This window comes from Sphingopyxis macrogoltabida, from assembly GCF_001314325.1.
Taxonomy (GTDB): Bacteria; Pseudomonadota; Alphaproteobacteria; order Sphingomonadales; family Sphingomonadaceae; genus Sphingopyxis; species Sphingopyxis macrogoltabida.
Genome location: NZ_CP009429.1, coordinates 214,157 through 237,922 on the forward strand (window position 1 = coordinate 214,157; position 23,766 = coordinate 237,922).

27 protein-coding genes are annotated in these 23,766 nt (G+C 66.4%); 11 read left to right on the forward strand and 16 right to left on the reverse strand.

What is annotated here, in order from left to right:
* Nucleotides 1–30: 30 nt before the first annotated feature.
* The 4 genes from LH19_RS01070 (at nucleotide 31) to LH19_RS01085 (ending at nucleotide 4,599) form a co-directional block, all read left to right on the forward strand.
* The gene (locus LH19_RS01070) at nucleotides 31–2,205 is read left to right on the forward strand and encodes a phage tail protein (RefSeq protein ID WP_054724164.1); all 2,175 of its coding nucleotides are present in this window, start codon (nucleotides 31–33) and stop codon (nucleotides 2,203–2,205) included.
* Nucleotides 2,206–2,217: 12 nt separating this feature from the next.
* Nucleotides 2,218–2,661, forward strand: a complete 444-nt coding sequence (locus LH19_RS01075; RefSeq protein WP_054724166.1) for a DUF2793 domain-containing protein — start codon at nucleotides 2,218–2,220, stop codon at nucleotides 2,659–2,661.
* A gap of 129 nt (nucleotides 2,662–2,790) precedes the next feature.
* Complete coding sequence (locus LH19_RS01080; protein ID WP_054724168.1) at nucleotides 2,791–3,894, forward strand: OmpA family protein; 1,104 nt, start codon at nucleotides 2,791–2,793, stop codon at nucleotides 3,892–3,894.
* A gap of 264 nt (nucleotides 3,895–4,158) precedes the next feature.
* Entirely contained in the window at nucleotides 4,159–4,599 is a 441-nt protein-coding gene (locus tag LH19_RS01085) for an ExbD/TolR family protein (protein WP_054724170.1), read from the forward strand.
* A 33-nt stretch (nucleotides 4,600–4,632) separates the two neighbouring features.
* Here LH19_RS01085 and LH19_RS01090 read toward each other — a convergent pair whose 3' ends face one another.
* The 3 genes from LH19_RS01090 to LH19_RS01100 all read right to left on the reverse strand — a co-directional run bounded on the left by LH19_RS01090 (nucleotide 4,633) and on the right by LH19_RS01100 (nucleotide 7,382).
* On the reverse strand, nucleotides 4,633–5,169 hold the full coding sequence (locus tag LH19_RS01090) for a DUF1993 domain-containing protein (RefSeq protein ID WP_054724173.1): 537 nt from the start codon (nucleotides 5,167–5,169) through the stop codon (nucleotides 4,633–4,635).
* Between the two features lie 37 nt (nucleotides 5,170–5,206).
* A complete protein-coding gene (locus LH19_RS01095; protein ID WP_234716046.1) occupies nucleotides 5,207–7,018 on the reverse strand; it encodes an ABC transporter transmembrane domain-containing protein in 1,812 nt (603 codons plus the stop codon).
* Between the two features lie 106 nt (nucleotides 7,019–7,124).
* Nucleotides 7,125–7,382 carry a YjhX family toxin gene (locus LH19_RS01100; protein WP_054724177.1) on the reverse strand — a complete coding sequence of 86 codons (258 nt, stop codon included), beginning with the start codon at nucleotides 7,380–7,382 and terminating at the stop codon, nucleotides 7,125–7,127.
* Nucleotides 7,383–7,656: 274 nt separating this feature from the next.
* Here LH19_RS01100 and LH19_RS01105 point away from each other — a divergent pair, with 274 nt between their 5' ends.
* On the forward strand, nucleotides 7,657–8,877 hold the full coding sequence (locus LH19_RS01105) for a polyhydroxyalkanoate depolymerase (RefSeq protein ID WP_054724178.1): 1,221 nt from the start codon (nucleotides 7,657–7,659) through the stop codon (nucleotides 8,875–8,877).
* Nucleotides 8,878–9,050: 173 nt separating this feature from the next.
* Here LH19_RS01105 and LH19_RS01110 read toward each other — a convergent pair whose 3' ends face one another.
* The gene (locus tag LH19_RS01110) at nucleotides 9,051–9,446 is read right to left on the reverse strand and encodes a YkvA family protein (protein ID WP_082395365.1); all 396 of its coding nucleotides are present in this window, start codon (nucleotides 9,444–9,446) and stop codon (nucleotides 9,051–9,053) included.
* Nucleotides 9,447–9,470: 24 nt separating this feature from the next.
* Between LH19_RS01110 and LH19_RS01115 the strand changes: the two genes are divergently transcribed.
* Nucleotides 9,471–10,475 (forward strand): dipeptide epimerase, encoded by a 1,005-nt coding sequence (locus tag LH19_RS01115; RefSeq protein ID WP_054724180.1) that lies wholly within the window; start codon nucleotides 9,471–9,473, stop codon nucleotides 10,473–10,475.
* A 31-nt stretch (nucleotides 10,476–10,506) separates the two neighbouring features.
* Here LH19_RS01115 and LH19_RS01120 read toward each other — a convergent pair whose 3' ends face one another.
* Complete coding sequence (locus LH19_RS01120; RefSeq protein ID WP_054724182.1) at nucleotides 10,507–10,971, reverse strand: pyridoxamine 5'-phosphate oxidase family protein; 465 nt, start codon at nucleotides 10,969–10,971, stop codon at nucleotides 10,507–10,509.
* Between the two features lie 64 nt (nucleotides 10,972–11,035).
* Complete coding sequence (locus LH19_RS01125) at nucleotides 11,036–11,431, reverse strand: VOC family protein (protein ID WP_054724185.1); 396 nt, start codon at nucleotides 11,429–11,431, stop codon at nucleotides 11,036–11,038.
* A gap of 88 nt (nucleotides 11,432–11,519) precedes the next feature.
* On the opposite strand from LH19_RS01125, the gene soxR reads away from it, so the two are divergent.
* Complete coding sequence (gene soxR / locus LH19_RS01130) at nucleotides 11,520–11,990, forward strand: redox-sensitive transcriptional activator SoxR (protein WP_054724187.1); 471 nt, start codon at nucleotides 11,520–11,522, stop codon at nucleotides 11,988–11,990.
* A 162-nt stretch (nucleotides 11,991–12,152) separates the two neighbouring features.
* On the opposite strand, the gene LH19_RS01135 is transcribed toward soxR, so the two are convergent.
* From LH19_RS01135 to LH19_RS28975, 7 genes are all read right to left on the reverse strand, one after another.
* Nucleotides 12,153–12,443, reverse strand: coding sequence for a putative quinol monooxygenase (locus LH19_RS01135; RefSeq protein ID WP_054724189.1), 291 nt, complete (start codon nucleotides 12,441–12,443; stop codon nucleotides 12,153–12,155).
* A gap of 59 nt (nucleotides 12,444–12,502) precedes the next feature.
* On the reverse strand, nucleotides 12,503–13,684 hold the full coding sequence (locus LH19_RS01140; RefSeq protein WP_054724191.1) for an acetyl-CoA C-acyltransferase: 1,182 nt from the start codon (nucleotides 13,682–13,684) through the stop codon (nucleotides 12,503–12,505).
* Between the two features lie 60 nt (nucleotides 13,685–13,744).
* Nucleotides 13,745–14,203, reverse strand: a complete 459-nt coding sequence (locus LH19_RS01145) for a MaoC family dehydratase (protein ID WP_054724193.1) — start codon at nucleotides 14,201–14,203, stop codon at nucleotides 13,745–13,747.
* Nucleotides 14,204–14,298: 95 nt separating this feature from the next.
* The gene (locus LH19_RS01150; RefSeq protein WP_054724195.1) at nucleotides 14,299–15,498 is read right to left on the reverse strand and encodes a mechanosensitive ion channel family protein; all 1,200 of its coding nucleotides are present in this window, start codon (nucleotides 15,496–15,498) and stop codon (nucleotides 14,299–14,301) included.
* Between the two features lie 21 nt (nucleotides 15,499–15,519).
* Nucleotides 15,520–16,530 carry a DNA topoisomerase IB gene (locus tag LH19_RS01155; RefSeq protein WP_054724197.1) on the reverse strand — a complete coding sequence of 337 codons (1,011 nt, stop codon included), beginning with the start codon at nucleotides 16,528–16,530 and terminating at the stop codon, nucleotides 15,520–15,522.
* Nucleotides 16,531–16,567: 37 nt separating this feature from the next.
* The gene (locus tag LH19_RS01160) at nucleotides 16,568–17,950 is read right to left on the reverse strand and encodes a putative O-glycosylation ligase, exosortase A system-associated (protein ID WP_054724199.1); all 1,383 of its coding nucleotides are present in this window, start codon (nucleotides 17,948–17,950) and stop codon (nucleotides 16,568–16,570) included.
* On the reverse strand, nucleotides 17,943–18,104 hold the full coding sequence (locus LH19_RS28975; protein ID WP_167346263.1) for a hypothetical protein: 162 nt from the start codon (nucleotides 18,102–18,104) through the stop codon (nucleotides 17,943–17,945). Before LH19_RS28975 ends, LH19_RS01160 begins: the two co-directional genes overlap by 8 nt.
* A 109-nt stretch (nucleotides 18,105–18,213) precedes the next feature.
* Here LH19_RS28975 and LH19_RS01165 point away from each other — a divergent pair, with 109 nt between their 5' ends.
* Together LH19_RS01165 and LH19_RS01170 are read left to right on the forward strand one after the other, a co-directional pair.
* The gene (locus LH19_RS01165) at nucleotides 18,214–19,437 is read left to right on the forward strand and encodes a TIGR04063 family PEP-CTERM/XrtA system glycosyltransferase (protein WP_054724201.1); all 1,224 of its coding nucleotides are present in this window, start codon (nucleotides 18,214–18,216) and stop codon (nucleotides 19,435–19,437) included.
* 47 nt (nucleotides 19,438–19,484) lie between these two features.
* On the forward strand, nucleotides 19,485–20,363 hold the full coding sequence (locus LH19_RS01170) for a hypothetical protein (protein ID WP_054724203.1): 879 nt from the start codon (nucleotides 19,485–19,487) through the stop codon (nucleotides 20,361–20,363).
* A 4-nt stretch (nucleotides 20,364–20,367) separates the two neighbouring features.
* Here the strand turns inward: LH19_RS01170 and LH19_RS01175 are convergent, their stop codons facing one another.
* Nucleotides 20,368–20,694 (reverse strand): hypothetical protein, encoded by a 327-nt coding sequence (locus LH19_RS01175; protein ID WP_082395366.1) that lies wholly within the window; start codon nucleotides 20,692–20,694, stop codon nucleotides 20,368–20,370.
* Complete coding sequence (locus tag LH19_RS01180; RefSeq protein WP_054724204.1) at nucleotides 20,691–20,954, reverse strand: hypothetical protein; 264 nt, start codon at nucleotides 20,952–20,954, stop codon at nucleotides 20,691–20,693. The genes LH19_RS01175 and LH19_RS01180 overlap by 4 nt, the downstream gene beginning before the upstream one ends.
* Nucleotides 20,955–21,081: 127 nt before the next feature.
* On the opposite strand from LH19_RS01180, the gene LH19_RS01185 reads away from it, so the two are divergent.
* The gene (locus tag LH19_RS01185) at nucleotides 21,082–21,750 is read left to right on the forward strand and encodes a S24 family peptidase (RefSeq protein WP_054724206.1); all 669 of its coding nucleotides are present in this window, start codon (nucleotides 21,082–21,084) and stop codon (nucleotides 21,748–21,750) included.
* A gap of 162 nt (nucleotides 21,751–21,912) precedes the next feature.
* Here LH19_RS01185 and LH19_RS01190 read toward each other — a convergent pair whose 3' ends face one another.
* Nucleotides 21,913–22,218 carry a hypothetical protein gene (locus LH19_RS01190; RefSeq protein WP_082396182.1) on the reverse strand — a complete coding sequence of 102 codons (306 nt, stop codon included), beginning with the start codon at nucleotides 22,216–22,218 and terminating at the stop codon, nucleotides 21,913–21,915.
* A 175-nt stretch (nucleotides 22,219–22,393) separates the two neighbouring features.
* Here LH19_RS01190 and LH19_RS01195 point away from each other — a divergent pair, with 175 nt between their 5' ends.
* A complete protein-coding gene (locus LH19_RS01195) occupies nucleotides 22,394–23,683 on the forward strand; it encodes a methyl-accepting chemotaxis protein (protein ID WP_234716047.1) in 1,290 nt (429 codons plus the stop codon).
* Nucleotides 23,684–23,766: the final 83 nt, after the last annotated feature.

The following is a 23,766-nucleotide window of genomic DNA, read 5'->3' on the forward strand; positions in this document are numbered from 1 at the left end:
GGGACACGGCTGTGATTATGGGAGCTTATCATGGCGACTTTGGTGCTGACGGTGGTCGGCGGACTCGTTGGCGGGCCGGTGGGGGCGGCGATCGGCGCGACGATCGGCCAGCAGGTCGACGCCGCGATCTTCAAACCGAAGGGGCGCGAAGGCCCGCGGCTGGCCGACCTTAAGGTGCAGGCGTCGACCTATGGCCAGCAGATCCCGCAATTGTTCGGGACAATGCGCGTCGCGGGCAGCGTGATCTGGGCGACCGACCTGATCGAGCGGCGGACGAAGAGCGGCGGCGGCAAGGGGCGGCCGTCGGTGACCGAATATAGCTATTCGGTCTCGCTCGCGGTGGCGCTGTCGTCGCGGCCGATCCGCGCGATCCGGCGTATCTGGGCGGATGGCAATCTGCTGCGCGGATCGAGCGGGACGTTCAAGGAGCGCTGCACCTTTCGCTGGTATTCCGGAAGCGAAGATCAGGCGGCCGACCCGCTGATCGCATCGGCGGTGGGAATGGCGTCGGCGAGCGCGTTTCGCGGCACCGGCTATGCGGTGTTCGAGGAGCTGGAACTGGCGAGCTTCGGCAATCGCATCCCGTCGCTGACCTTCGAAGTCGAGGCCGATGCCGGGCCGATCGACGCGGGTATGGTCGGCGATACCCTGCTCGGCGAGCCGGGGCGTTGCAGCGGTGGCTGGGCGTTTGCTGGCTATGCCGCGTCGGGCGACCGGGCGCGCGATGCGCTGGCGCCGCTGTTCGAAGCCGACGCCATGCGGCTGGTCAGCGATCCGGGCGGATGGTTTCTCGCCCCCGCAGGCATCGGCGCAGCCCCGGTCGCGCTCGCCGGTTTTCGCGAAACGCGACGCGCCGAAACGCCGGGCGACCGGGTCGAGCGAAACCGCGCGGCGCTATCGTCGCTGCCCGGCACGATACGGCTGCGCCATTACGAGCCCGAGCGCGACTATCAGCTCGGCCAGCAGGCGAGCGCGGTCGCGGGCGGCGGGGCTCGCGAGGAGCGGATCGATCTGCCCGCGGTGCTCGCCGCCGGATCGGCGCGCGCGCTTGCGCAGCAGCTTGCGGCGGCGGCGACCGATGGCCGTGAAACGGTCGTCTGGCAGGCCGACCTTGGCGCGCTGGCGCTGCCGGTCGGCGGCGTCGTCACCCTGATCGATGGAAGCGGTTGGCGCGTGGCGAGCCGGTCGGTGCGTGCGAACGACGTGCGGTTGGAGCTCCGGCGATACCAGCCGCTGACCGGCGGTTCCGTGGCGGCCGATCCGGGTGCGCCGGTGGTCCAGCCCGACTGGGCCGATGCGACCGGCACCGTGCATGTGTTCGACTTGCCCAGCCTTGGCATAGCTGCCGCGCAGGCACCGCGGCTTGTGGTCGCCGGAGCCGGCAGCAACGACGGCTGGCGCGGCGCCGACTGCTGGGTCGTGCCGATGCCCGGGGCCGAGCCGGTGCCCGCCGGCGCGCTGCGTCCGGCGGCGGCGCTCGGCGCGCTCGCCGAGCCGCTGGGCGCGGGAAGCGCCGACCTGTTCGATCTGGCCAATGCCGTCGTCGTTACGCTGGTCAATCCGGCGATGACGCTCGAAACGGTCGACGATGCGCGGCTGCTCGGCGGCGCAAACCGGGCGATGATCGGTGGCGAGTTGCTGCAATTCGGCGTTGCCGAGGCCGTAACGCCCGGCGTCTGGCGCCTGTCGCGGCTGCTGCGCGGACGGGCGGGGAGCCATGCGGATGCGCATGCCGAGGGCGCCCCCTTCGCGCTGATCGACGATCCGGCCTTGCTGCTGCTCCCCGACGAACTGGCGGCCTGGGCCGAAAGCGGCGCGGCGATCGTCCAGTGGGCGCCGCGCAACGGCACCGGTATCGAAGATATCGAGATGCCGGGCACGGCGCAGGCGTTGCGGCCGCTGGCCCCGGTGCATGCACGCATCCGTCCCGACGGTTCGGGCGGCGTCGACATCGACTGGGTCCGCCGCAGCCGGGCCGACCCGGGCTGGCGCGACCATGTCGATATCCCGCCGGGAGAAAGCCGTGAAGCATGGCGCGCCGAGCTGGTTCCCGCCGTGCCGGGGGTCGGGCCGTGGGAGCGGCCGTCGGCCAGCCTTCATCTCGAAGCCGCGATCATCGGGGCGCTGCCCCCGGGAAGCCACATCGAACTTCGCCAGATCGGCGACTTCGCGGTGTCGGCGCCGCTCATCCTGCCCCTGACCTGAAAGGAAGATCTCATGCCCGCAACCCCCCGCTTTTCCTTGCCCCTGCTGGCGATGGCACAGGCGCAAAAGGAGGTTACGCACAACGAGGCGCTGACCTTGCTCGATGCGCTGGTCCATGCGGTGATCGAAGCCGGGCCGCAGGCCGACCCGCCGGCTACGCCCGTCGAGGGCTGCTGCTGGCTGGTCGGACCGGACGCTACGGCCGCGTGGGCGGGGAAGGAGGATGCGGTCGCGATCTGGACGTCGGGCGGCTGGCGATTCGTGCTGCCCCGAGCGGCGATGCGGGTGTCGCGTCTTGCCGATGGAGCATCGCTGCGGTTCGACGGCGAAAGCTGGATCGAGCCGCCGTCGATCGCGGGCGCGGCGGGCGGGTCGACAATCGACTCAGAAGCCCGTAGCGTGCTCGCCGCACTGATTCTGCTGCTCGAGGCGCATGGTCTTCTGATTTCAGGCTGAATTTGCCTGTACTCGCATCAAAAGTGCGACTTTTTTACAACAGAATGGTGATTTGTTCGCTTGCGTGGAACCAAAGGCGCGGGTAGGACGTCTGGCGAGACGTATATCTCAATTGAAAGGGGAATTACTATGAGGAAGCTTGCCGTCGCTGTGGCGTTGGCCTCCACTGCCCTGGCGTCGCCTGCTCTGGCGCGCGACAACTCCTGGTATGTGGGTGTCGGTGGTGGTGCTATGATCGTCGAGGACATGGACCTTGACATCGGCGCTGTCGAAAATGCTGGCACGCTCGATCACCGGACCGGGTACGACTTCGAAGGCACTGTCGGTTATGACTTCGGCGGTTTCCGCGCGGAAGTCGAAGTCGGCTATCGCGAAGCCGACATCAAGAGCGGTACGTTTACCGTTCCGGTTCCGAATGGCGGTGCAGGGTTCACGGGCACCACGCGGCTGAACGGCGACTCGAACGCGCTCAGCTTCATGGCGAACGCGATGCTCGACTTCGGTGACGATGACGGCATCCAGGGCTTCATCGGCGGTGGTGTCGGTGTCGCACGCGTCTCGGTCGAACCGGTGTTCGCGAGCAATTTCATCGATGACTCGGACACGGGTTTCGCTTGGCAGGCGATCGCCGGCGTTCGCGCTCCGCTGACGCGCAACATTGATGCAGGCCTGAAGTATCGCTTCTTCAACGTCAACGGCGTCGACCTTGTCGACTCGCTTGGCCGCGACGTTTCGACGCGCTTCCGTTCGCACTCGCTGCTCGGCACGCTGACGTTCAACTTCGGTGGCGCTGAACCGGCTCCGGAGCCGGCACCCCCGCCGCCGCCGCCGCCGCCGCCTCCCCCGCCGCCCCCGCCGCCCCCGCCGCCCCCGGTGGTGTGTGCGCCCGGACCGTACATCGTGTACTTCGACTGGGATCAGTCGAACATCACGCCGGAAGCGGCTTCGACGCTCGACAACGCGATCAGCGCCTACAACCAGGGCTGCACGGGTACGCAGGTCATGCTCGCCGGTCACGCCGACCGTTCGGGTTCGGCCAAGTACAACGTCGGTCTGTCGGAACGCCGCAACACGGCGGTTCGCAGCTACCTGACCGCACGCGGTATCTCGGACAGCTCGATCAGCGCCCAGGCGTTCGGCGAAACCCGTCCGGCCGTTGCGACTGCCGACGGCGTCCGCAACGACCAGAACCGTCGCGTGGAAATCACTTACGGTCCGAACTCGGGCATGTAAGACCGGTTTCCACTCCCGACAGGGACTGGAAGACAAAGAGGGGCGGTACCGAAAGGTGCCGCCCTTTCTTTATGCGCACCGCCGGTTTGGAATGGTGGGGGGCCGAGGGCGCCGCGCTTTTTATTTGCGCTGCCGATAAAATGTTATACCATTACAAAGCGGGTTGCCGATTACCTGCAATGGATGCAGGGGACCGATCCGCAGCGCGGGGCTGGCGCGCGTCGATCTTGCCGAGCCGCCTCGCGCCCGAGAGGGAGAGAGACGATGCGCCGACGTCGCAGTGCTTTTCATCGCAGTATCTTTCGCGCCGATCCCAACGGCGATCCCGATATCAATACGACGCCGCTGATCGACGTGATGCTGGTGATGCTGGTGATGTTCATCATCACCATCCCGCCGCCGACGCACAGTGTCGATATCACCTTGCCCGCCGGTCCGGGCGTGGACGACAAGGTGCTCGACGAGAACCGGGTGACGATCGATACGTCGGACATGATCCGGTGGAACGGCGAGGCGGTCGACCTTGCCGAACTGGGCCAGCTTGTGAAGGTCGCGTCGGAGCGGACCGAACAGCCCGTGCTGATGTTCGAGCCCGAGGCGCGGGCGCGCTATCTGCGGGTCGACGAAGCGATCGGGGCGATCCGCCGCAACGGCGGCAGCAAGCTCGCCTTTCCGGGAATCCGCGAATATGGCGGGTTGATCTGACGGCCGCGGTTCGGACCGCGGGAACTGGCCCCGTCAGGCGGCGGGGGCAGTTCCGGGACGCAGATAGGCCATCATGTAACTGACATAGTCGGCCTTGCCGAGCGGCACGCCCATGTGGCGGAGGATTCCGTAGGCCGCGACGAGGTGGAAGTAATATTGCGGCTGGGCCCAGTCGCGCACGTAAGTGGCGGCGGTCATGTCGAATGCCATGCCGTTCGGCAGGTCGAAGCCGACCGCGCGGTCGGGATCGCTGTCGAGCGTGGCGCGTTCGATGGTTTCGAGCCATGCCAGCGTTGCGGCTATCTGCGCCTGCAAGCCCGCGAAGTCGGTCGCATCTTCGTCGAGTATGGGAGCGTCACCCGCGCCGAGCCGCGTCGCCGCCTGGATCGCCTGTCCGCATGAAAAGCGCACCTGCGAGGCGAGCGGGAACATGTCGGGCGCGAGGCGTGCGGCGATGAACTGCAGCTCGCCGATATCATTGTCGCGGCCCCATGCCAGCGCCTTGCCGAGCTGGCCCGACAGCGCCTTCAATCCGTTGATATAGGCGGGGACGGTAAGGTCGTAGAGCATGGCAAGGCGTCCTTTGAAGGGTGGCGGCAGGTTGGTTCTAGGCGGCGGCCAGATTGTCCTGGAACTGCAGCCGGGCAAGGCGGGCATAGAGGCCATCGGCGGCGACGAGGTCGTCGTGGCGGCCTTCCTCGACGATGCGCCCGTCGTCCATCACGACAATGCGGTCGGCGGCACGAACGGTCGCGAGCCGGTGCGCGATGACGATCGTCGTGCGGTCGTGCATCAGCGTTTCGAGCGCATCCTGTACGAGCTTTTCGGATTCGGCGTCGAGCGCAGAGGTCGCTTCGTCGAGCAGCAGGAGCGGCGCACGGCGGAGCAAGGCGCGGGCGATCGCCACGCGCTGGCGCTGGCCGCCCGACAGGCGCGCACCGCCTTCGCCCATGAAGGTGTCGAGGCCCTGCGGCAGCTTGCGGAGGAACTCCTCGGCATTCGCGGCGCGGGCGGCATCCCACAGTTCCTCATCGGTCGCGTTCCAGTTGCCGTAGCGCAGATTGTCGCGCGCCGACGCGGCGAAGATCACCGTTTCCTGCGGCACCATCGCGATGCGGGCGCGGATGTCGGCGGGGTCGGCATCGACGAGCGGCACGCCGTCGAGCAGGACCTCGCCGCCTTGCGGATCGTAGAAGCGCTCGGCGAGCTGGAAGAGCGTTGACTTGCCGGCGCCCGACGGACCGACGATCGCCACCGTCTCGCGCGGGCGGATCGCGAGGCTGAAACCATGCAGCGCCGGGGCATCGGGGCGCGTCGGATAGTGGAATTCGACATTCCTATATTCGAGCGTGCCGATCATCGGATCGGGAAAGCGCTGCGGCTTCGCGGGCGCGGCGATGCTCGGTTCGGCATTCAACAATTCGCTGAGCCGCTCGGCCGCACCGGCGGCACGGAGGAGGTCGCCATAGACTTCGGTCAGCGCGCCGAATGCGCCGGCGACGAGCCCGCCGGTGAGGACGAAGGCAGCGATCGTGCCGCCGGTGATCGTGCCTTCGGCAACCCCGACCGCGCCGTACCAGAGCAGGGTGGTGATCGCGCCGAACAGCAGGCCGATGACGATCGCGGTCATCGTCGCGCGCAGGCGGATGCGGCGCTTGGCGGTCGCGAAATTCGCCTCGACGGCGGTGGCGAAGCGCGCCGCCTCGCGGTCCTGCTGGCCGAACGCCTGGACGATCTTCATCGCCCCGAGCTGTTCGGCGGTGGTCGCGCCGATATCGGCGACGCGGTCCTGGCTCGACCGCGAAACATTCTGGAGCTTTCGCCCGAGCAGCACGATCGGCATGATGATCACCGGGATGCCGAGCAAGATGCCGCCGGTGAGCTTTGGCGAGAGCGAGAAGAGATAGGCGATGCCGCCGATCCCCATCACGACGTTGCGGAGCGCGACCGAGACGGTGGTGCCGACGGTCTGTTCGATGATCGAGGTATCCGACGTCATCCGCGAAGCGATTTCCGACGGACGGTTTTCCTCGAAGAAGCCGGGCGCGAGGCGGAGCAAATTCTGCTGTACCCCCTGGCGGATGTCGGCGACGGTGCGTTCGCCGAGCCAACTCACGAAATAGAAGCGGAGCGCGGTGGCGATCGCGAGCAGCAGCACGATGACATAGAAGAAGCGGAAATGCGGGCTCACATCGCCGCCGCCGGCGACGAAGCCGCTGTCGATCATTTCCTTGAACTGATACGGGATCGCCAGCGTCGCGATGGCGGCGACACCGAGCGCGATCACCGCGATCAGGAGCTGTAACGGGTAACGGCTGGCATAGTGCCAGACCATGCGCAGACTACCGAGCTTGCGCGGGCGCTTGTCCTGCATTTCGCCCGGAACGGGCGGGGCGGGCTGGTCTGATCGTGTCGCCATTGCGCACGCCCTAGCAGCGGCAGCGGCGGCGCTCAACGCCGCAGAATGATGCGGTGCTTCAAGCGCTTTGAAGGGGAGCGCGATGATCGACCGCGCTCCCCATCCGTCAGCGATTGTCGAGCTGCGCCCGCACGGCGCGCAGCCCGGCTTGCGAAATGCGGTACGGGGCACCGTTTTGCGACCCGATGAAACCGCGTTTGCGCAGCCGCCGGAACAGCGGCAGGTTCATATTGGCGAGGACGAAGCCGTCGCGGGTGAAGCATAAGGCCTCGACGATATGGCCGTCGTCATCGCGGCGATGACGGATCATGCCGCCTTGCGCCAGCACATGGAGCACGCGCTGCTCCGCTTTCGAAATGTTCATGGAATATGTCCGGGATTTTCAGCAACAAGGGCGCGCCGACCGCCGGGGTCGGCACGCACGCACATCCCGATGTCGCCGGGATGTTAGCGGTTGCCCGCAATCTCAGACATAATCACTCCGAAGGCGCACGATGCGCCGCGCGGGCAGGATATGAATAATTATCATCGCCTGCAAACGATTTTGATGCATTGCACAATGAAATGGATGGCCTAGACTGCCCCCAACGAACGGGCGCCCGCAAGAGAGCGCCGGGCTGCGCAAGGAATGAACATCTATGCTGTATCACGCGTTTGAAATGCAGAAGAGCTGGCTTGCCGGGGCAAGCGCGCTGGCGACCGCGGGCGCGCAGGTCATGCAACACCCCGCGAATCCGCTCGGCTATTTCGGCGGCAGCCCGATGTTCGCGTCCGCCCTCGAAGTTTTCGCCCATGCCGCGGCGCCGCGCGGCAAGCCGGGGTTCGACCTCTACGAAACGACGGTCGAGGGTGAGACGGTGCGCGTCACCGAAGTCGTCGAAGCGCGCAAGCCCTTCGGCCAGCTCAAGCATTTCAAGCACAAGGGCACCAAGGATGCGCCCAAGCTGCTGATCGTCGCGCCGATGTCGGGCCATTATGCGACGCTGCTGCGCGGCACCGTCGAGCGTATGCTGCCCGGCCACGATGTGTGGATCACCGACTGGCGCGACGCACGCAACGCGCCGCTGTCGGCGGGCAAGTTCGATCTCGACGACTATGTGGATTACCTGATCTCGTGGCTCGAACATATCGGGCCGGGTGCGCATATGCTGGCGGTGTGCCAGCCGTCGGTGCCGAGCCTTGCGGCAGCGGCCGTCATGGCCGCGAACAAGCACAAGTGCCGGCCGAAGACGCTGACGATGATGGGCGGACCGATCGACACCCGCAAGGCGCCGACCGCTGTCAACGAACATGCGATGACGCGCCCGCACGCCTGGTTCCAGGAAAATGTCATCGTCACGGTGCCCGCATGGTATCCGGGGGCCGGCCGCCGCGTCTATCCGGGCTTCCTGCAACTGGCGGGCTTTATGTCGATGAACCTCGGCAATCATATGATGAGCCATTGGGAGATGTTCAAACATCTGGTCGACGGCGATGGCGAAAGTGCCGACAAGACCAAGGAATTTTACGACGAATATCGGTCGGTGTGCGACATGACCGCCGAATTCTACCTGCAGACCGTCGATGTCGTGTTCCAGCGCCACCTGCTGCCGAAGGGCGAGATGCTGCATCGCGGCCAGCTGGTCGATATCGGTGCGATCGAGGATATTGCGATCCTCGCGATCGAGGGCGAGCGCGACGATATTTCGGGGATCGGTCAGACCAAGGCGGCGCTCACGCTCGCCAAGGCGTTGCCGGCCGAGAAGAAGAAATATCTGATGGCGAAGGCCGTCGGCCATTACGGGATCTTCAACGGCCGCAAGTGGCGTGAGGAGATTGCGCCGGTGGTCGAACAGTGGATTCGCAGCAACGGCGGGTGAGGCGATTACTGCCGAAGTTGGGCGGTTGTTTCTTTCCTGTTTGTCATCCCCGCGAAAGCGGGGACCCAGGGCTTGCATGGGCTTACCCCACACTGGGTTCCCGCTTTCGCGGGAATGACAACGATTTGGAACGCCCGCTTACCACTCCAGAACCGCCGTTCGCCCTACCTGCCTCAATGCCAGGGCGACGTCCGGACGCTCCAGTAGACGATGTAAAGAAGCGCAGCCCACAGCAGCAGGATGAAGGCCATGCCGGCGCGGCTCGACGGGCGTTCGCTCGCGACCTCGGCGGCGGCGTGCAGTTCGGCCCATAGCGGGTCGGGAATCAGGCGGCGGACGAGCCAGAGGCCGAGCGGGACGACGATCAGGTCGTCGAGCCAGCCGAGTAGCGGGATAAAATCGGGGATCAGGTCGATCGGCGAGAGCGCATAGGCCGCGACCGCGACCGCGAGGACGCGCGCCGACCACGGCACGCGCGGATCGCGCGCGGCGAGCCAGGCAGCATGCGCTTCGACCGCGAGCCGGTGGCCCAATTCGCCGATGCGTTCGGAAAGGGATTTGCCGGTCATCGCGATCTACACTAGCCTTCCTGCATGGCTATCCAACTGAAAAGCGCGCGTGTCGAGCGCTGGCCGGTGGCGGGATCCTTCGTCATCAGCCGCGGCGCGAAGACGCATGTCGATGTCATCGTTGCCGAAGTCGAAGGCTCCGAGGACACAGGGCGCGCGACCGGGCGCGGCGAGGGGACCCCGGTCTATTATCTCGGCGAGGACGCCGCGCTCTGCCGCGACCAGTTGCTGCGCGCCGCGCCGCACATCGCCGATCTGGGCACCGCAGAAGCGCGGGCGGCGATACAGGAAATCATGGGGCCGGGAGCGGCGCGCAACGCGCTCGACTGTGCGCTCTGGGACCTCGAGGCGCGCCAGCGCGGCATGCGGCTCTGGCAATTGGCCGGGTGCGACGGCGCGCCGACCGCGCGCGTCACCGCCTATACCATCTCGCTCGGCACGCCCGGCGCGATGGCCGAGCAGGCCGCGACGGCGGAAGCCGACGGCTATCGCCTGCTCAAGATCAAGCTGACCGGCGAGGAGGATCGCCTGCGCGTCGCAGCGGTACGCAAAGGCGCACCGGGGGCGCGGCTGATCGTCGATGCCAATGAAAGCTGGGGCGGGGTCGACATATTGAGCGAGGCCGAAGCGCTTGCTGACATGGGGGTCGAGATGATCGAGCAACCGGTGCCGGTCGGCGCCGATGCGTTGCTCGACCCGATTTACGCGCCGGTGCCGTTCGTCGCCGACGAAAGCTGTCAGACCACGGCCGACGTGGCGCGGATCGGCACCTTTTACGACGGGGTGAACATCAAGCTCGACAAGGCGGGCGGGCTGACCGAGGCGCTGCGGCTCGCCGACGCCGCCGACGCGGCAGGGCTGTCGATCATGGTCGGGTGCATGCTGTGCACCAGCCTGGCGATCGCCCCCACCTTCGTGCTGGCGCAGCGCGCACGCTGGGTCGATCTCGACGGGCCGGCGCTGCTGGCACGCGATCGCGAGGCCGGGTTCGAGTTTCGCGAAGGGCTGATCGGGCCGCCGGTTCTGTAACCGCCCCCGCATGAGGCGGGGGCGGGATATTTTACAGCGCCACCTCGGCATGCTTGCCGAGATCGCCTTCCTTCATCGTCATCCCGGTCGCGAGCTTGAACATGCCCTTGATCCCGGGGTCGGCGGTCCAGATTTCGGCGTCGTCGAGGTCGAAGCGCAGGAGGACGAGCTTGGGGTCGTTCTTGCCGCCTTCGTACCAGGCCGCGATGCCGTTGTTCCACAGCCGGTCGAGCACGGCGCGGTCGGTCTCGTCGCGCAGCGTCCCCGAAATGCAGGCGAACAGGTCGTGGCCCTTCGACGCGAACTGCGCCATCGCGGGGCCGCCGCCAGCAAGGCGGTTGTCGGTCGCGGTGAAGAACCAGAAAGCGCTGTTCGCGTCCTTGTCGAGCTGCGCATTCATCGGAATGTGGTGCGCGCGCTCGCCGGTCATGCCGACCATGACATAGGGGCTGTCGGCCAGCGCCTTCCAGAAGTGTTTCTTGATATCGTCGCTCATCGAAAGGCTCCTTCATGCCCCCCGATGCACGATTAACGCGGCAGACCGCCGGTTGTTGCCCGGTTCAGCGCGGCGCGGGCTCCGCATAGCTGACGACTTCATATTCGATGCCGTCGGGGTCGAAGAAATAGAAGCGGCGGCCCGGCTCGTAATCGCCGTGGTTGAAGGGCAGGAGGCCGACGGCTTTCACGCGCGTTTCGACCGCTTCAAGGTCGTCGACCTGGACGCCGACATGGTTGAGCGGTTCACCCTTCGGATAGTGGAGGCCGGCCTCGATGCCGCTCGGCGGTGCGTAGAGCGCGATATAGGCGCGGTCGCTGCCGACGTGGATCGTGTGGCCGCCGCTCTGCGCCGGACCGCGCCAGCGTTCGTGCCAGCCGAAGATGGCGATCATCAGCGAGGCGGTGCGCACCGGGTCGCTGACGGTCAGATTCACATGTTCGATAAAGGGGTGCGTCACTTGCTTGCTCCTGATTCGGGTTGACGCAGGACTTTTAGAAGCTCAAGTCAGCTTTAGATCAAGGCCTATTCGAAAGGGCGGCGCGAGCATGCACCGGCGCGACCTGATTGCCATCGGCGAACTTGCGGCGCGCACCGGCGTCGCGGTGTCGGCGATCCGTTTCTATGAAGCGAAGGGGCTGATCGAGGCGCTGCGCACCAGCGGCGGGCAGCGGCGCTTCCTGCGCGCCGACATCCGCCGCGTGTCGTTCATTCTGATCGCGCAGCAACTGGGCCTCAGCCTCGAGGAAATTGCCGGGGAGTTGGCGCGCCTGCCTGCCGGGCGGACGCCGAACGCTGCCGACTGGACGCGGATCAGCACCGGCCTTCGCGCGCGGATCGACGCGCAGATCGTCGCGCTGGCGCGGACGCGCGAGCTGCTCGACAATTGCATCGGCTGCGGCTGCTTGTCGCTCAAGAAGTGCGGATTGTACAACCGCGAGGACAAGGCGGCGCAGCGCGGCGCGGGGCCGCGTTACCTGCTCGGCGACCGGGCGGGGGAGATTGCGGAGGTGGACTGACGGCGGTTTTGGGGTGGGAAGCGGACGTTCGCTCTTTGGTGTACCCCGGCGAAAGCCGGGGCCCAGGGCGTTAGAAGGCCAAGGTTGCGCAATGGCGCTCTGGGCCCCGGCTTTCGCCGGGGTACACAGCATTGATGGCAACTATCGGCCGTCAGCGGCCGATCAGACGGCGCCCAGCTTTTCGATCTCGGGCGCGCCGGCGAGGCAGGGGCCGAGGCGTGCGCCGATGGTGCGGAAATGATCCGACGCGCGGTGCGCATCGACCGCCGCATCGTCGTCATAGCATTCCAGCACCTTGTACACGCCGGTCTCGTCGGTGCGAAACAGGCGGTAATAGCTGTTGCCGGGCTCGTTCGCGGCGACCGCAGGGGCGAGTTCGGCGAAGACGCCCTCGAATTCGGCTTCCTTGCCGGGCTGGACGCGAATGGTCGCGATAAGGCCGATTGCACTCATGATAATCCTCCGGTTGCAGATGGCCGGGGCCGGCCGCGACGGCCGCCCCGGCGCATGCGTCAGAAAACCTCGAACAGCCCGGCCGCGCCCTGACCGCCGCCGATGCACATGGTGACGACGGCATATTTGACGCCGCGGCGCTTGCCCTCGATCAGCGCGTGGCCGACGCAGCGCGCGCCGGTCATGCCGAAGGGGTGCCCGATCGAGATCGAGCCGCCGTTGACGTTGAGCAGTTCGTTCGGGATGCCGAGCTTGTCGCGGCAGTAGAGCACCTGCACCGCAAAGGCTTCGTTGAGTTCCCAGAGCCCGATGTCGTCCATCTTGAGCTCGAAGCGTTCGAGCAGCTTCGGGATCGCGAAGACGGGGCCGATGCCCATTTCGTCGGGCTCGGTGCCCGCGACCGCCATGCCGACATAACGGCCGAGCGGCTGGAGTCCGCGCTTCTCGGCGACCTTGGCTTCCATCACGACGCAGGCCGACGAACCGTCGGCGAGCTGGCTGGCGTTGCCCGCGGTGATCGTGTGGCCTTCGCCCATCACCGGCTTCAGGCTGGCGAGCCCTTCGAGCGTGGTGTCGGCACGGTTGCATTCGTCCTTGTCGGCGACGACGTCCTTGAAGGTGACTTCCTTGGTTTCCTTGTTCACCACCGCCATGGTCGCCGGGCAGGCGACGATCTCGTCGTCATATTTGCCCGCGGCCTGCGCGGCAGCGGTGCGCTGCTGCGACTGGAGCGAATATTCGTCCTGATATTCACGGGCAATGTTGTAGCGCTTGGCGACGACCTCGGCGGTGCCGATCATCGGCATATAGGTGGCCTCGTGCATCGCGATCAGTTCGGCGTCGGTTTCGATGAACACCTTGCCGCTGCCGCTGACCTTCGAGATGCTTTCGATCCCGCCCGCGACGCAGATGTCCTGACGGTCGACGATGATCTGCTTCGCGGCGGTCGCGATCGTCATCAGGCCCGACGAGCACTGGCGGTCGATCGACATGCCGGGGACGGTGACGGGCAGGCCCGAGCGCAGCGCGATCAGGCGCGCGACGTTCATCGTCTGCGAACCCTGCTGCATCGCGGCGCCGAAGACGACGTCGTCGATCTCGCCGCCTTCAAGGCCGGCGCGTTCGACCGCGGCCTTTACCGAGAAGGAGCCGAGCGTCGGGGCGAGGGTGTTGTTGAACGAACCGCGCGCCGCCTTGGTCAGCGGGGTGCGGGCGGTGGAAACGATGACGGCGTCACGCATGATAAGGGTCCTTCTGCTTGGTTCCGGTTATCTTTTCGAGGGAGGTCGGCCGGTAATCGTCTAGATGAAAAACTGCGTGATCCACTCGGCGATCAGGGCGGGCTTTTCCTCGCCTTCGATCTCGACGGTGATCTCGTTGGTCTGCTGCCACTGGCCGGGACGTTTTTCGTCCAGTTCGAGCAGTTTGACATGGCTGCGCACGCGCTTGCCCGAGCGGACGGGGGCGAGGAAGCGGACCTTGTTGCCGCCGTAGTTGACGCCCATCTTGATGCCTTCGATCTTCGGCGCGTCGGTCTTCGCGCCGAGCATCGGGATCAGCGACAGCGTCAGGAAGCCGTGGGCAATCGTGCCGCCGAACGGCGTCAGCTTTGCCTTTTCCGCGTCGATATGAATGAATTGGTGGTCGCCGGTTGCGTCGGCGAACTTGTTGATCATCTCCTGATCGACAAGCACCCATTCGGATGTGCCGAGATGCTCACCGACCTTGGCTTGCAGTTCCTGCGGCGTGATCGTGGCCATATCTCATCCCCTGTAATCGCTGGTTCGGGGCGCGTTCTAGGCCTGTCTTGCCGCACGGCACAAGACCCTAGCCGCCATGCGGCGGCGCCGTAGCGTCAGGCGGGCTTCGCGGCTTTTGCGGTGCGTGCCTTGGGTTCCGGGGACTCGGGATAGGGCATGATCATCGTGCCGTCGGGCGCCGAGGTGAAGGTGGTCTGGGTCGGATAGGCGAATTCATATCCCGCCGCGGCCATCGCCTCGAACAGGCGGATCGCGACATCGGTGCGCGCCGCGGTCACCACCTGATAATCCTCGCTATAGACGTCGAACAGCAATTCGAAGTCGAGGCTGGAGGGGCCGAAGGTGACGAAGCTCGAACGGATGAACTCGTGGCCCGACGCCTTTACCTGTTCCTCGAGCAGGGCCGGCAGGTCGCGGAGCATGGCGGGTGTCGTCTGGTAGATGACGCCGATCGCAAAGGTGATCCGGCGGCGGTGCAGATGCGCGAAGTTCGAGATCTCCTTGCTCAGGAGGTTGGTGTTCGACACGATCAAAAGCTCGCCGTTGATCGAGCGCAGCCGCGTGCTCTTGAGCCCGACGCGTTCGACCGTTGCGGTGGTGGTGTCCCATTTGATCGTCTCGCCGTTGCGGAACGGCCGGTCGAAGATGATCGACAGCGCCGCGAACAGGTCGGAGAAGATGCCCTGCGCGGCGAGGCCGATCGCGATGCCGCCGATGCCGAGACCGGCGACGAGGCCGGTGACATTGACCCCCATATTGTCGAGGATGACAATGGTCGCGATCGCGAACAGCGCGACGCTGATCAGCAGGCGGATGATGCCCATCGCATTGACGAGCGTCTCGTTATGTCCGTCGGACGCGCGGCGCTGGATCAGCCCGAGAATGATCTCGCGCACCCAGATTGCGACCTGCAACACCACGGCGATGGTGAAGATCGTCTGGATGAGCTGCATGATTACGGCCGGCGGCTGCGCATAGCCCGCGACCGCGCGGATCGCGACGATCGCGAGCACGACCGACTTGGTCTTGTGGATGACGCGCCCGACAATGTCGGTCAGGGTGAATTCGCCCGGCGCCGATTGCGCCCGCTTCAGTGCAAAACGGCGGATCATCGACAGGATGAAATAGATGGCGAGGCCCGCGCCGATGGCGATGCCGATCTGCAGCCAGTGGCTGTTGATCCAGGCGACGCTCGCGTCCCACCAATAGCGGAGGTCGGCGAGTGGATCGGTCGCGGGCCTGGGGGCCGTCTTCGGCGCGGCGGTCTTGGCGGCGGCAAGGATCGAGAAAGTCATGGGGGCCTTTGGGTCCTCGGGTCAGGCGGAACGCAGTAACGCCGCGGCATCGGGCGCGCGTTCGAGATAGGTCAAAAATCCGCGCTCGTAACGCGAAAGATATTTGGTCGCGCGCGGCAGCGGTCCGGCAGCGGATGCGAAGTCGCCGCGTTCCTGCGCCGCGGCGATCATCGCCGGGTGGATATAGGCCTTGCGCGCGATCGCGGGCGTATTGCCGAGCCAGTCCGAGACGTGCGCGAGCAGCATCTTGAGTGTTGGCGGTTCGTCGGCGTCGTAAAGGAAGGCAAAGGCTGCGACGCTGGCAGACCAGGTACGGAAATGCTTGGCGCTGAACTCCTCGCCCATCGCGTCGCGAATGTATGCGTTGACGTCTTCGGAGGCGACCGCGCAGAGTTCGCCGTCATCGTCATATTGGAACAGCTTCTGACCGGGGAGGTCCTGAAGGCGGCGGACGAGCGTGGTCAGGCTGCGGTCGCTGATCGTCACCACCCGCTCGGCGCCGCCCTTGGCGCGGTAATTGAGGCGGAGCGTGCGGCCGGTCAGGCTGGCGTGGCGCTGGCGCAATGTCGTCGCGCCGAAGCTCTTGTTCGCGGTAACATACTCCTCGTTGCCGACGCGCAGCGCGGCGAGGTCGAGCAGCCGCACGACGGCGCCGACGACGCGTTCCTGGCACAGGGTGCGCCGCGCGAGGTCGTCGGCGAGACGCGCACGCAGCAGCGGCAGCGCGTGGCCGAAGGCGGCGCAGCGGTCATATTTGTCGGCTTCGCGCGCCAGCCGGAATTCGGGATGATAGCGATATTGCTTGCGCCCGCGCGCGTCGTAACCGGTCGCGAGGATATGGCCGTTCGGGGCGGGGCAGAACCATGCATCCTCATAGGCGGGGGGCAGGGCGATCGCGTTCAGCCGTGCGATCTCGTGCCGGTCGCGGATGAGCTTGCCCTTCGCGTCGCGATAGCGCCAGCCATCGCCGGCACGTTCGCGGCCGATGCCGGGCAGGCTGTCGTCGACATGGATCAGGCGGACCGCGGACATGGCGCTATAGCGCCCCGGCCGCAAGGAAGGTTCCGCGTCAGCCGGGGTTCGGCGTCGGGTGGCGGGCCGGTACCTGCGCGGGGCGCGCGGTCAGCGGGCGCCAGCCGGCCTCGCGCTCGCGGCGGCGGCAATAGGTCGAAAGCCCCATCTGCAGCGCGAGCATCATGTAGATGAAAGGCTGGAAGGCGATGCCGACGAACAGCGATCCGATCAGATAGGTGACATGGCCGTTTTGCAGCGCGGTCGCGAGCGGCGCGATCCATTGTTCCTCGGCGCGCCGCGTCTTGAGATAGCGATGGCGGAGCCGCTCCATCTGGATCAGCCCGGTGAGGTGGAGGAGGAGCCACATAGCGAGCCCCGGATAGCCCTGTTCGCCGAGCATTTCGAAATAGCTCGAGTGATAGGCGCGCGAATGTTCCTCATAGACCGAGGCTTCGGCGTTTTGCGGCGCATTGGGGTCGTAGGCGGTCGCCGCCTTTTCGACGCGGACGCGGTTCTGGATATAGGCATTGAAGCCGCCGCCGAACGGATTTTCCTTGGCATATTCCCACGTCCACATCCACACCGCGACACGCGTCGAGGCCGACTGGTCCGACTTGTGGTCGCGGATCGTTTCCATGCGCTGCGTGTAGCTTTGTGGCAGGAAGGGGACCGCGGCGGCGGCGAGCAGCCCGGCGCCCGCGATATAGAGGAAGCGGTGCTTCACCGAACGCAGCGACAGGACGGCGAGCACGACGAGGCACACCAGACCCGTCCGCGCCTGCGTCCCGATCGGCAGCAGCGCGCAGGCGAAGACCAGCGCGAAACAGAAGAGCGAGACGCGCCAGTCGGGCGGAAAGATGGTGCCGTGACGCCGGTACCAGAGGATGAGCGGGATGATCGCGATGCCGACGGTCGACATGATCGAGCCTTCGTAAAGCCCGAAATTCTCGTTGAGCAGCAGTTGCAACGTCCCGTAGCCGCCGCCGCCCGCCGCGGTCTTGATTCCGCCCGCGATCGCGATCGATGCGGCGGAGAGCAGCATGATCACGATCAGCGCCTCGATACGCAGCTTGGTGCGCAAGGTCAGCGGCAGGAAGATCGCCCAGACGAGCGCTTTCCACACCCAGCTCCATTTGTCCGCCGCCTCGACGGGGAAATCGGCCTGGATTGTCGTAATCCAGCAATAGATGAGGATCGCGAGCAGCAGGAACTGCCGCCCCGACCACCTTGTATCGCGCTTGTCGTCGATCGCGAGCCAGCCGAAGATCGCCAGCCCGAAGACGATCAGCGAGATCGGAATCGAGTTGATCAGGAAATAGCTGAGACGTTGCGGCGCAACGATATCGATGTAGCAAAAGCACAGCACGAACAGGAACGGCTTGCGAAAGCCGATCCCGATGAAGGCGAAGAGAAAGGCGACGAAGGCAATGTCACGCATCGCCGTCGGCCTCCCGCCTGGCTTCGGCGTCCTTGCGCTGTTGCCACAGCACGCGCGGGCTGACTTCGCGGTCGAGGTCGTCGCGATGCAGCAGGCGCCACAGCGCGATCGCCATCAGCACATGGGTGAGGCCAATCGAGAAATTGTCGACCATTCGGGCCCGACCTTGTCCTTTTCCGGCCCGGAAAGAGGGCCTTGTCACAGGCGCGTTACGATATTGGGGTTGACGCCGCGTTAAGCCTTGTCTGCCAATAGGCCGCATCATGACCCGGATATTGCACGTCCTCGATCATAGCCTGCCCGCGCACAGCGGCTACACCTTTCGCACGCGCGCGTTGATGAAGGCACAGGTCCGGAACGGATGGGAGGTCGCGGGCGTGACCGGCGTCCGCCATCCGGAACCCGGTCCGGACGGCGAGACGGTCGACGGGCTCACCTTCTATCGCACGCCGCCGATCGCGCCGGCGCGTTCGCCGATCCGCGAATGGCGCGAGATCGGCGCGCTGGCCAGACGGGTCGAGGCGCTGGCGCATGACTGGAAACCCGACCTGCTCCACGCCCATTCGCCGGTGCTCGACGGGCTTGCGGCGTTGCGCGTCGGCAAGCGCCTGGGAATCCCCGTAATCTATGAAATCCGGGCTTTCTGGGAAGATGCGGCGGTCGGCAACGGAACGGGGCGCGAAGGCAGCGCGCGTTACCGGCTGACGCGGCAGCTCGAAACCTGGGCCGCGAGGTCGGCCGATGCGGTCGCGGTGATCTGCGACGGGCTGCGCGGCGACCTGATCGCGCGCGGCATTCCCGCCGACAAGATTATCGTGTCGCCGAATGGCGTCGACCTCGACCTGTTCGGCGATCCGCCGCCGCGCGATACCGGCTTGGCGGCGAAGCTCGGTCTGGCGCCCGACGATGCGGTGATCGGCTTTATCGGCAGCTTCTACGATTACGAAGGCATCGACGACCTGATCGCGGCGATGCCGGAGCTGGTCGCGACGCAGCCCAAGGCGCGGCTGCTGCTCGTCGGGGGCGGTCCGATGGAAAGTGCGCTGAAAGCGCAAGCCGCGGCATCGCCGGTGGCCGGCCATATTCACTTCGCCGGCCGCGTTCCGCATGAAGAGGTCGAGCGTTATTATTCGCTGATCGATATCCTTGCCTATCCGCGCAAGAAGATGCGACTCACCGACCTTGTCACGCCGCTGAAGCCGCTCGAGGCGATGGCGCAGGGCAAGCTGGTCGCGGCGTCGGACGTCGGCGGCCACCGCGAACTGATCGAGGATGGCGTCACCGGCAGCCTGTTCGCGCCCGACGATCCGGCCGCGATTGCCACAAATCTGGCCGCGCTGCTCGAAAATCGGGACATCTGGGACGAGCGGCGGCGGACGGCACGTATTTTTGTCGAAACCCATCGTAACTGGTCATCAAACATTTTACGTTACGAGCCTGTTTACCAGCGATTGCTGCAACGGGGCGGAAGCCCGCGCGCAGCATAGCGAGACGGAAGGACGCCGCGCAGCGCGGCGGCGGATTTGGAAGCGATATGGACGACGCCAGCGAAAAGACCGGAAAGGCCGTATGGACCGCGCTGCTGCGCGGGCTGCGCCCCGCCGTGCCGGCGGTGATCGGCGCCGCGGCGCTGACGTTCCTGTTCGCCGCGGTGATGCCGCTCGCCTGGGTCGCGGGAATCAGCTGGAACCTCTACCTCGATCGCCTTTCCGACCTCTTTCTGCCGCCGATCGGCAATGGCGGACGGCTGGCGATGGCGCTCGGCATGGCGGCGATCGCCGCCGTGGTCGCGGGCATCATCGCGCTGATGATCGCCGAGCCCGAAGCGACCGGGGTCGCGTCGCTGCGCCGCCGGATTCGCCGCCGTTCCGAAATCGACGAGGATACGGACGAGGTGTTGCGCCGCCGCCGCGTCGACCTGCACCCCGACGATCCGCCGCGCCCGCCGATCCGCGCCGGGCGCGACCTCCCCGCCGAAGGGCTGGGCCCCGTCGGTGTCCACGATGCCGCGACTGCTGCGGACGATGAAGCGGCGTTCGACCTGTCCTTTGCCGACCGGGCGGTGGAAGAACCGGCCGACGATTTCCCGGCCGGTGACGGCGATGAACTCGTACTTGCCGAACGCGCGCCCGAACCCGCAGCCTATGAATCGACGGGCGACGAGCCCTGGCTGCAGCCCGCCGAGCTGGCCGCGCCGATCATGCCCGACCCCGCCGACAAGAGTCTCGGCGCGATGGTCGCGCGTTTCGAGGCCGGGCTGGCGCGCCGTCGCCAGCCGTTTGCAGAGCCTGTTGCGGTTCCCGGTGCTAGCGTGCCCGGCGCAGCCACAGCCGACGAAGAGCCCGAGGTCGATTTCGCGCTCGAGGCCGCGCTCAGCACCTTGCAACGGATGAGCCGCAGCGCCGTCGGCTGACGGGTCAGTCCTCGACCGTCAAGATCTCGATCCGCAAGGCATCGGCCGCGCCCGCCGGCTCGACCGCGATATCGGCGACGATATGCCCGGCGAGTGCCCATTCGATCGCCGATAGCCGCTCGCGCAGGGCCCGGCAAAGCAGAGGAATGTCGCCCACCGCGGCGATGCATGGAAACAGGTGCCGCGCCCCGACGAAGTTGGCGCTCGCCCACGGCCGCAGCGTCGAAGCGCCGAGCGTCAGGCCGTGCGGCAGCTCGCGGGCGAGCAGGCGGAACAGCCGGCGGTGCGGGCAGCCGGGGCGGGCGGGTGCGGCGGGCGACCAGCGGATCATGCCTGCGCTCCCGGATTGAGGGCGCGAGCGGCGCGGGTGCGGCGATCGCCCTGCGGCCGGACCCGGCCCGCACGGCGCTCGGCGCGCCATTTGTTCATGAAATGTTCCACGCGACACCGGACATCGAGCCCGGCTTCGCGTCCGCCGCGCAGGTCGCTGACCAGCCGCGGATCGTGCACCGCGGCGCGCCCGAAAACGCTCGGCGGCATCGCCGATTCGTGCAGGAAAGCCTCGATCCGTTGCAGCAGGCTGCGCTCCATAATTTCCTCCCTGTTCCGCCCCTCCGAAGGGCGACTCGTCCAATAGGATATTTCCTATCTGAGCAGATTTTTCCTACTTGTCTAGGAAAAATCCTATTGCTAAAGACGAAATAGGAAGGACCAACCAGTGGCCGATTTACCCGACGATCCCCGCGTGGCGCTCGACCGGCTCTTGCAGGAAAAGGGCGTCGATTATGCGCAGCTTTCGGCGCGCATCGGGCGCAACCCCGCCTATATCCAGCAATTTATCAAGCGCGGCTCGCCGCGGCGGCTGGCCGAACAGGACCGCGCGCGCATTGCCGCCTATCTGGGAGTGTCGGAAGCGTTGCTCGGCGGCGCGGTACAGCGCGTCGCGGCGCCGTCGCGCGCGCGCGGTGCCGATATGGTGCTGGTGCCCAAGCTGGCGATCGGTGCCTCGGCGGGCGCCGGGGCCAGCGTCGACGGCGAGCCGGTCGAGGGCGAGGTGGCGTTCGACCCCAAATGGCTGCGCGGGCTCGGCGCCGATCCGCGTGCGCTCAGCATCATCCGGGTCGAAGGCGATTCGATGGCGCCGACGCTGAACGACGGCGACGACATATTGGTCGACGGCGGCGATGCGGCCGGCCGGCTGCGCGACGGCATCTATGTGCTGCGTATGGACGATGTGCTGATGGTGAAGCGCATCGCCCGCGCGCCGGGGCAAGGGCGGATTGCGGTGATCAGCGACAATCCGCATTATCGGAGCTGGGACGACCTGCCGATGGCGGCGGTGCAACTGGTCGGGCGCGTCGTGTGGACGGGACGGCGGGTACGCTGAGTGTTAGCGCCGAGACAGACTTGGCTTCATCGTCACCCCGGACTTGATCCGGGGTCCATGGCCTCGATGCCGCAGTGGAACCCGGATCAAGTCCGGGATGACGAAAATGGGTGGCGCAACGTCCACTCGCCGTTCCCAAAGCGGCTTCGCGACAGGGAGGATTTAATAAGGCGCCGCCATCTCCGCTTCGATCTCGTGGTCGAGCACTTCGGCGCGCTGGCATTGCGCCTGATCGCCGTTCCGGCATTTCTGGGTCGCCTTGTCGCGCTCGCGTGACAGCTTGCCGACGCGCTCCTCACGCTTGCGCAGTTCGCGGCCGCGGTTGCGGTCGGATTCGTCCTGGCTCGTCGTCGACCAGTCGGCGACCTGGCCGACCGCCTTGACCGGCGCGGTAACGACCGATTTGACCGCCCCGACGCAGCCGCCGAGCAGCGGCGCCATCAGCACAGCGATAATCAGGGTGCGCATTTCGTCCTCCTCGGTGTCGGTCGGCCATCGCATAGCAGCGTCGATGTGAACAGGATATTGCGATGAGCAGCCCGCCGCGCCTGCATCTGTCATATCACTGAAACAATTGGTTAAATTTCTGTTTACCAGCAAAGGCTAGGCGGTGTGCGAACCCGTTGCCGCAGACCGAAGAGACATGATGATCCCCGCGCTCCCCGACCTTGTTCCATTTCCCAGTCACAGGACGGCGGTCGGCGTCGATGCGCATCTGTCCGAGGTCATCGACATTTTTCGCGGCAATTCGCAGCTTCGCATTCTGGCCGTGCTCGACAAGGACGATCGGCCGGTCGGTATCGTTCGCGAGCAGCGGGTGCGCGAATTGCTGTTCTGTCCCTATTGGTTCTCGCTGATGCAGAATCCGACGATCGGCGGCTCGATCGCCACGATGATCGAGCCCTGCCTGACCGCGAGCGTTACCGAATCGACGGCCTGCCTGCTGCGCATATCGTCGGGATCGCCCGGGCATGAAGGGTTGGTGCTCGTCGATGACGGCCGCTTCGTCGAGACGCTCGACAGCGGCCAGATCGCCCGGCTGGCGATGCTCCGCGAAATCGAACTGGCGCAGGAACGCACCGCCCGCGCGGGCCGGGTCGGCGATGCCGGACGGCAATTCCAGCAGGAAATCGCGACGCTCACCGATGCGCTTTCCGATATGGCGCGCGAGGCCGAGGCAGTGGCGCTGCACCTGTCCGAACGTGCGCAGCGGACCGGCCGCGATGCGGTTTCGGTCGCGGGCGCCACGGCACAGACATTGGCGGGGCTCAAATCGCTCGGCGAGCGCGGCCATGCGCTCGCGGCGGCGATGGCGCAGATCGTCGACGACGGCCGCCGCGCGCGGGGCGCCCGTCAGGAAGCGCGCATCACCATCGCACAGGCCGGCGACCGCGCCGCAGCGCTCCGGGCGGCGAGCCAGTCGATCGAACAGATGCTGGCGCTGATCGTCGATATGGCGAGCCGGACGAACATGCTGGCGCTCAACGCCGGGATCGAGGCGGCGCGTGCGGGCGATGCGGGCCGGGGCTTTGCCGTGGTCGCGACCGAAGTGAAGACGCTGGCGCGCCAGACGCGGTCGGCGGCGGGCGACATAACCCGATATGTCGATCGCATCCGCGCCGTCATCGACGAGGTGAACGACGGTTTCGACGAGGTCGAAAGGGCGATCAGCGCCAACAACGGCTTTTCCGACGCGATCGACCGCGCCGTCGACGGCCAGAGCGCGACGACGCTGACGATCGCAAGCTATGTCGAGCAAGCGCTGTCGGCGGGCCGCGAAATCGACATCCGGGCGCTCGATATCAGCCGCGGTGCACTTGCCGTGGAAGGCGGCGCCGAAACGCTTGGGCAACTCTCCTCGCGCCTGACGCATGCGGTGCAGTCGCTGCACCAGCGCACGCACCGCTTCATCGACACGGTGGCCGCCGCCTGATCGCTGCGCCCGGCCGCGGCCGGGCCCGAAGGCCTGTCGTTACAAGGGCTTGCCGCCTCGTTTCCTGCTGCTAGACTGCGCTC

Coding starts and splice junctions, on each gene's coding strand:
- LH19_RS01070 (WP_054724164.1), top strand. CDS start 31: ATGGCGACTTTGGTGCTGACGGTGGTCGGCGGACTCGTTGGCGGGCCG.
- LH19_RS01075 (WP_054724166.1), top strand. CDS start 2,218: ATGCCCGCAACCCCCCGCTTTTCCTTGCCCCTGCTGGCGATGGCACAG.
- LH19_RS01080 (WP_054724168.1), top strand. CDS start 2,791: ATGAGGAAGCTTGCCGTCGCTGTGGCGTTGGCCTCCACTGCCCTGGCG.
- LH19_RS01085 (WP_054724170.1), top strand. CDS start 4,159: ATGCGCCGACGTCGCAGTGCTTTTCATCGCAGTATCTTTCGCGCCGAT.
- LH19_RS01090 (WP_054724173.1), bottom strand. CDS start 5,169: ATGCTCTACGACCTTACCGTCCCCGCCTATATCAACGGATTGAAGGCG.
- LH19_RS01095 (WP_234716046.1), bottom strand. CDS start 7,018: ATGGCGACACGATCAGACCAGCCCGCCCCGCCCGTTCCGGGCGAAATG.
- LH19_RS01100 (WP_054724177.1), bottom strand. CDS start 7,382: ATGAACATTTCGAAAGCGGAGCAGCGCGTGCTCCATGTGCTGGCGCAA.
- LH19_RS01105 (WP_054724178.1), top strand. CDS start 7,657: ATGCTGTATCACGCGTTTGAAATGCAGAAGAGCTGGCTTGCCGGGGCA.
- LH19_RS01110 (WP_082395365.1), bottom strand. CDS start 9,446: ATGACCGGCAAATCCCTTTCCGAACGCATCGGCGAATTGGGCCACCGG.
- LH19_RS01115 (WP_054724180.1), top strand. CDS start 9,471: ATGGCTATCCAACTGAAAAGCGCGCGTGTCGAGCGCTGGCCGGTGGCG.
- LH19_RS01120 (WP_054724182.1), bottom strand. CDS start 10,971: ATGAGCGACGATATCAAGAAACACTTCTGGAAGGCGCTGGCCGACAGC.
- soxR (WP_054724187.1), top strand. CDS start 11,520: ATGCACCGGCGCGACCTGATTGCCATCGGCGAACTTGCGGCGCGCACC.
- LH19_RS01135 (WP_054724189.1), bottom strand. CDS start 12,443: ATGAGTGCAATCGGCCTTATCGCGACCATTCGCGTCCAGCCCGGCAAG.
- LH19_RS01140 (WP_054724191.1), bottom strand. CDS start 13,684: ATGCGTGACGCCGTCATCGTTTCCACCGCCCGCACCCCGCTGACCAAG.
- LH19_RS01145 (WP_054724193.1), bottom strand. CDS start 14,203: ATGGCCACGATCACGCCGCAGGAACTGCAAGCCAAGGTCGGTGAGCAT.
- LH19_RS01150 (WP_054724195.1), bottom strand. CDS start 15,498: ATGACTTTCTCGATCCTTGCCGCCGCCAAGACCGCCGCGCCGAAGACG.
- LH19_RS01155 (WP_054724197.1), bottom strand. CDS start 16,530: ATGTCCGCGGTCCGCCTGATCCATGTCGACGACAGCCTGCCCGGCATC.
- LH19_RS01160 (WP_054724199.1), bottom strand. CDS start 17,950: ATGCGTGACATTGCCTTCGTCGCCTTTCTCTTCGCCTTCATCGGGATC.
- LH19_RS28975 (WP_167346263.1), bottom strand. CDS start 18,104: ATGGTCGACAATTTCTCGATTGGCCTCACCCATGTGCTGATGGCGATC.
- LH19_RS01165 (WP_054724201.1), top strand. CDS start 18,214: ATGACCCGGATATTGCACGTCCTCGATCATAGCCTGCCCGCGCACAGC.
- LH19_RS01170 (WP_054724203.1), top strand. CDS start 19,485: ATGGACGACGCCAGCGAAAAGACCGGAAAGGCCGTATGGACCGCGCTG.
- LH19_RS01175 (WP_082395366.1), bottom strand. CDS start 20,694: ATGATCCGCTGGTCGCCCGCCGCACCCGCCCGCCCCGGCTGCCCGCAC.
- LH19_RS01180 (WP_054724204.1), bottom strand. CDS start 20,954: ATGGAGCGCAGCCTGCTGCAACGGATCGAGGCTTTCCTGCACGAATCG.
- LH19_RS01190 (WP_082396182.1), bottom strand. CDS start 22,218: ATGCGCACCCTGATTATCGCTGTGCTGATGGCGCCGCTGCTCGGCGGC.
- LH19_RS01195 (WP_234716047.1), top strand. CDS start 22,394: ATGATGATCCCCGCGCTCCCCGACCTTGTTCCATTTCCCAGTCACAGG.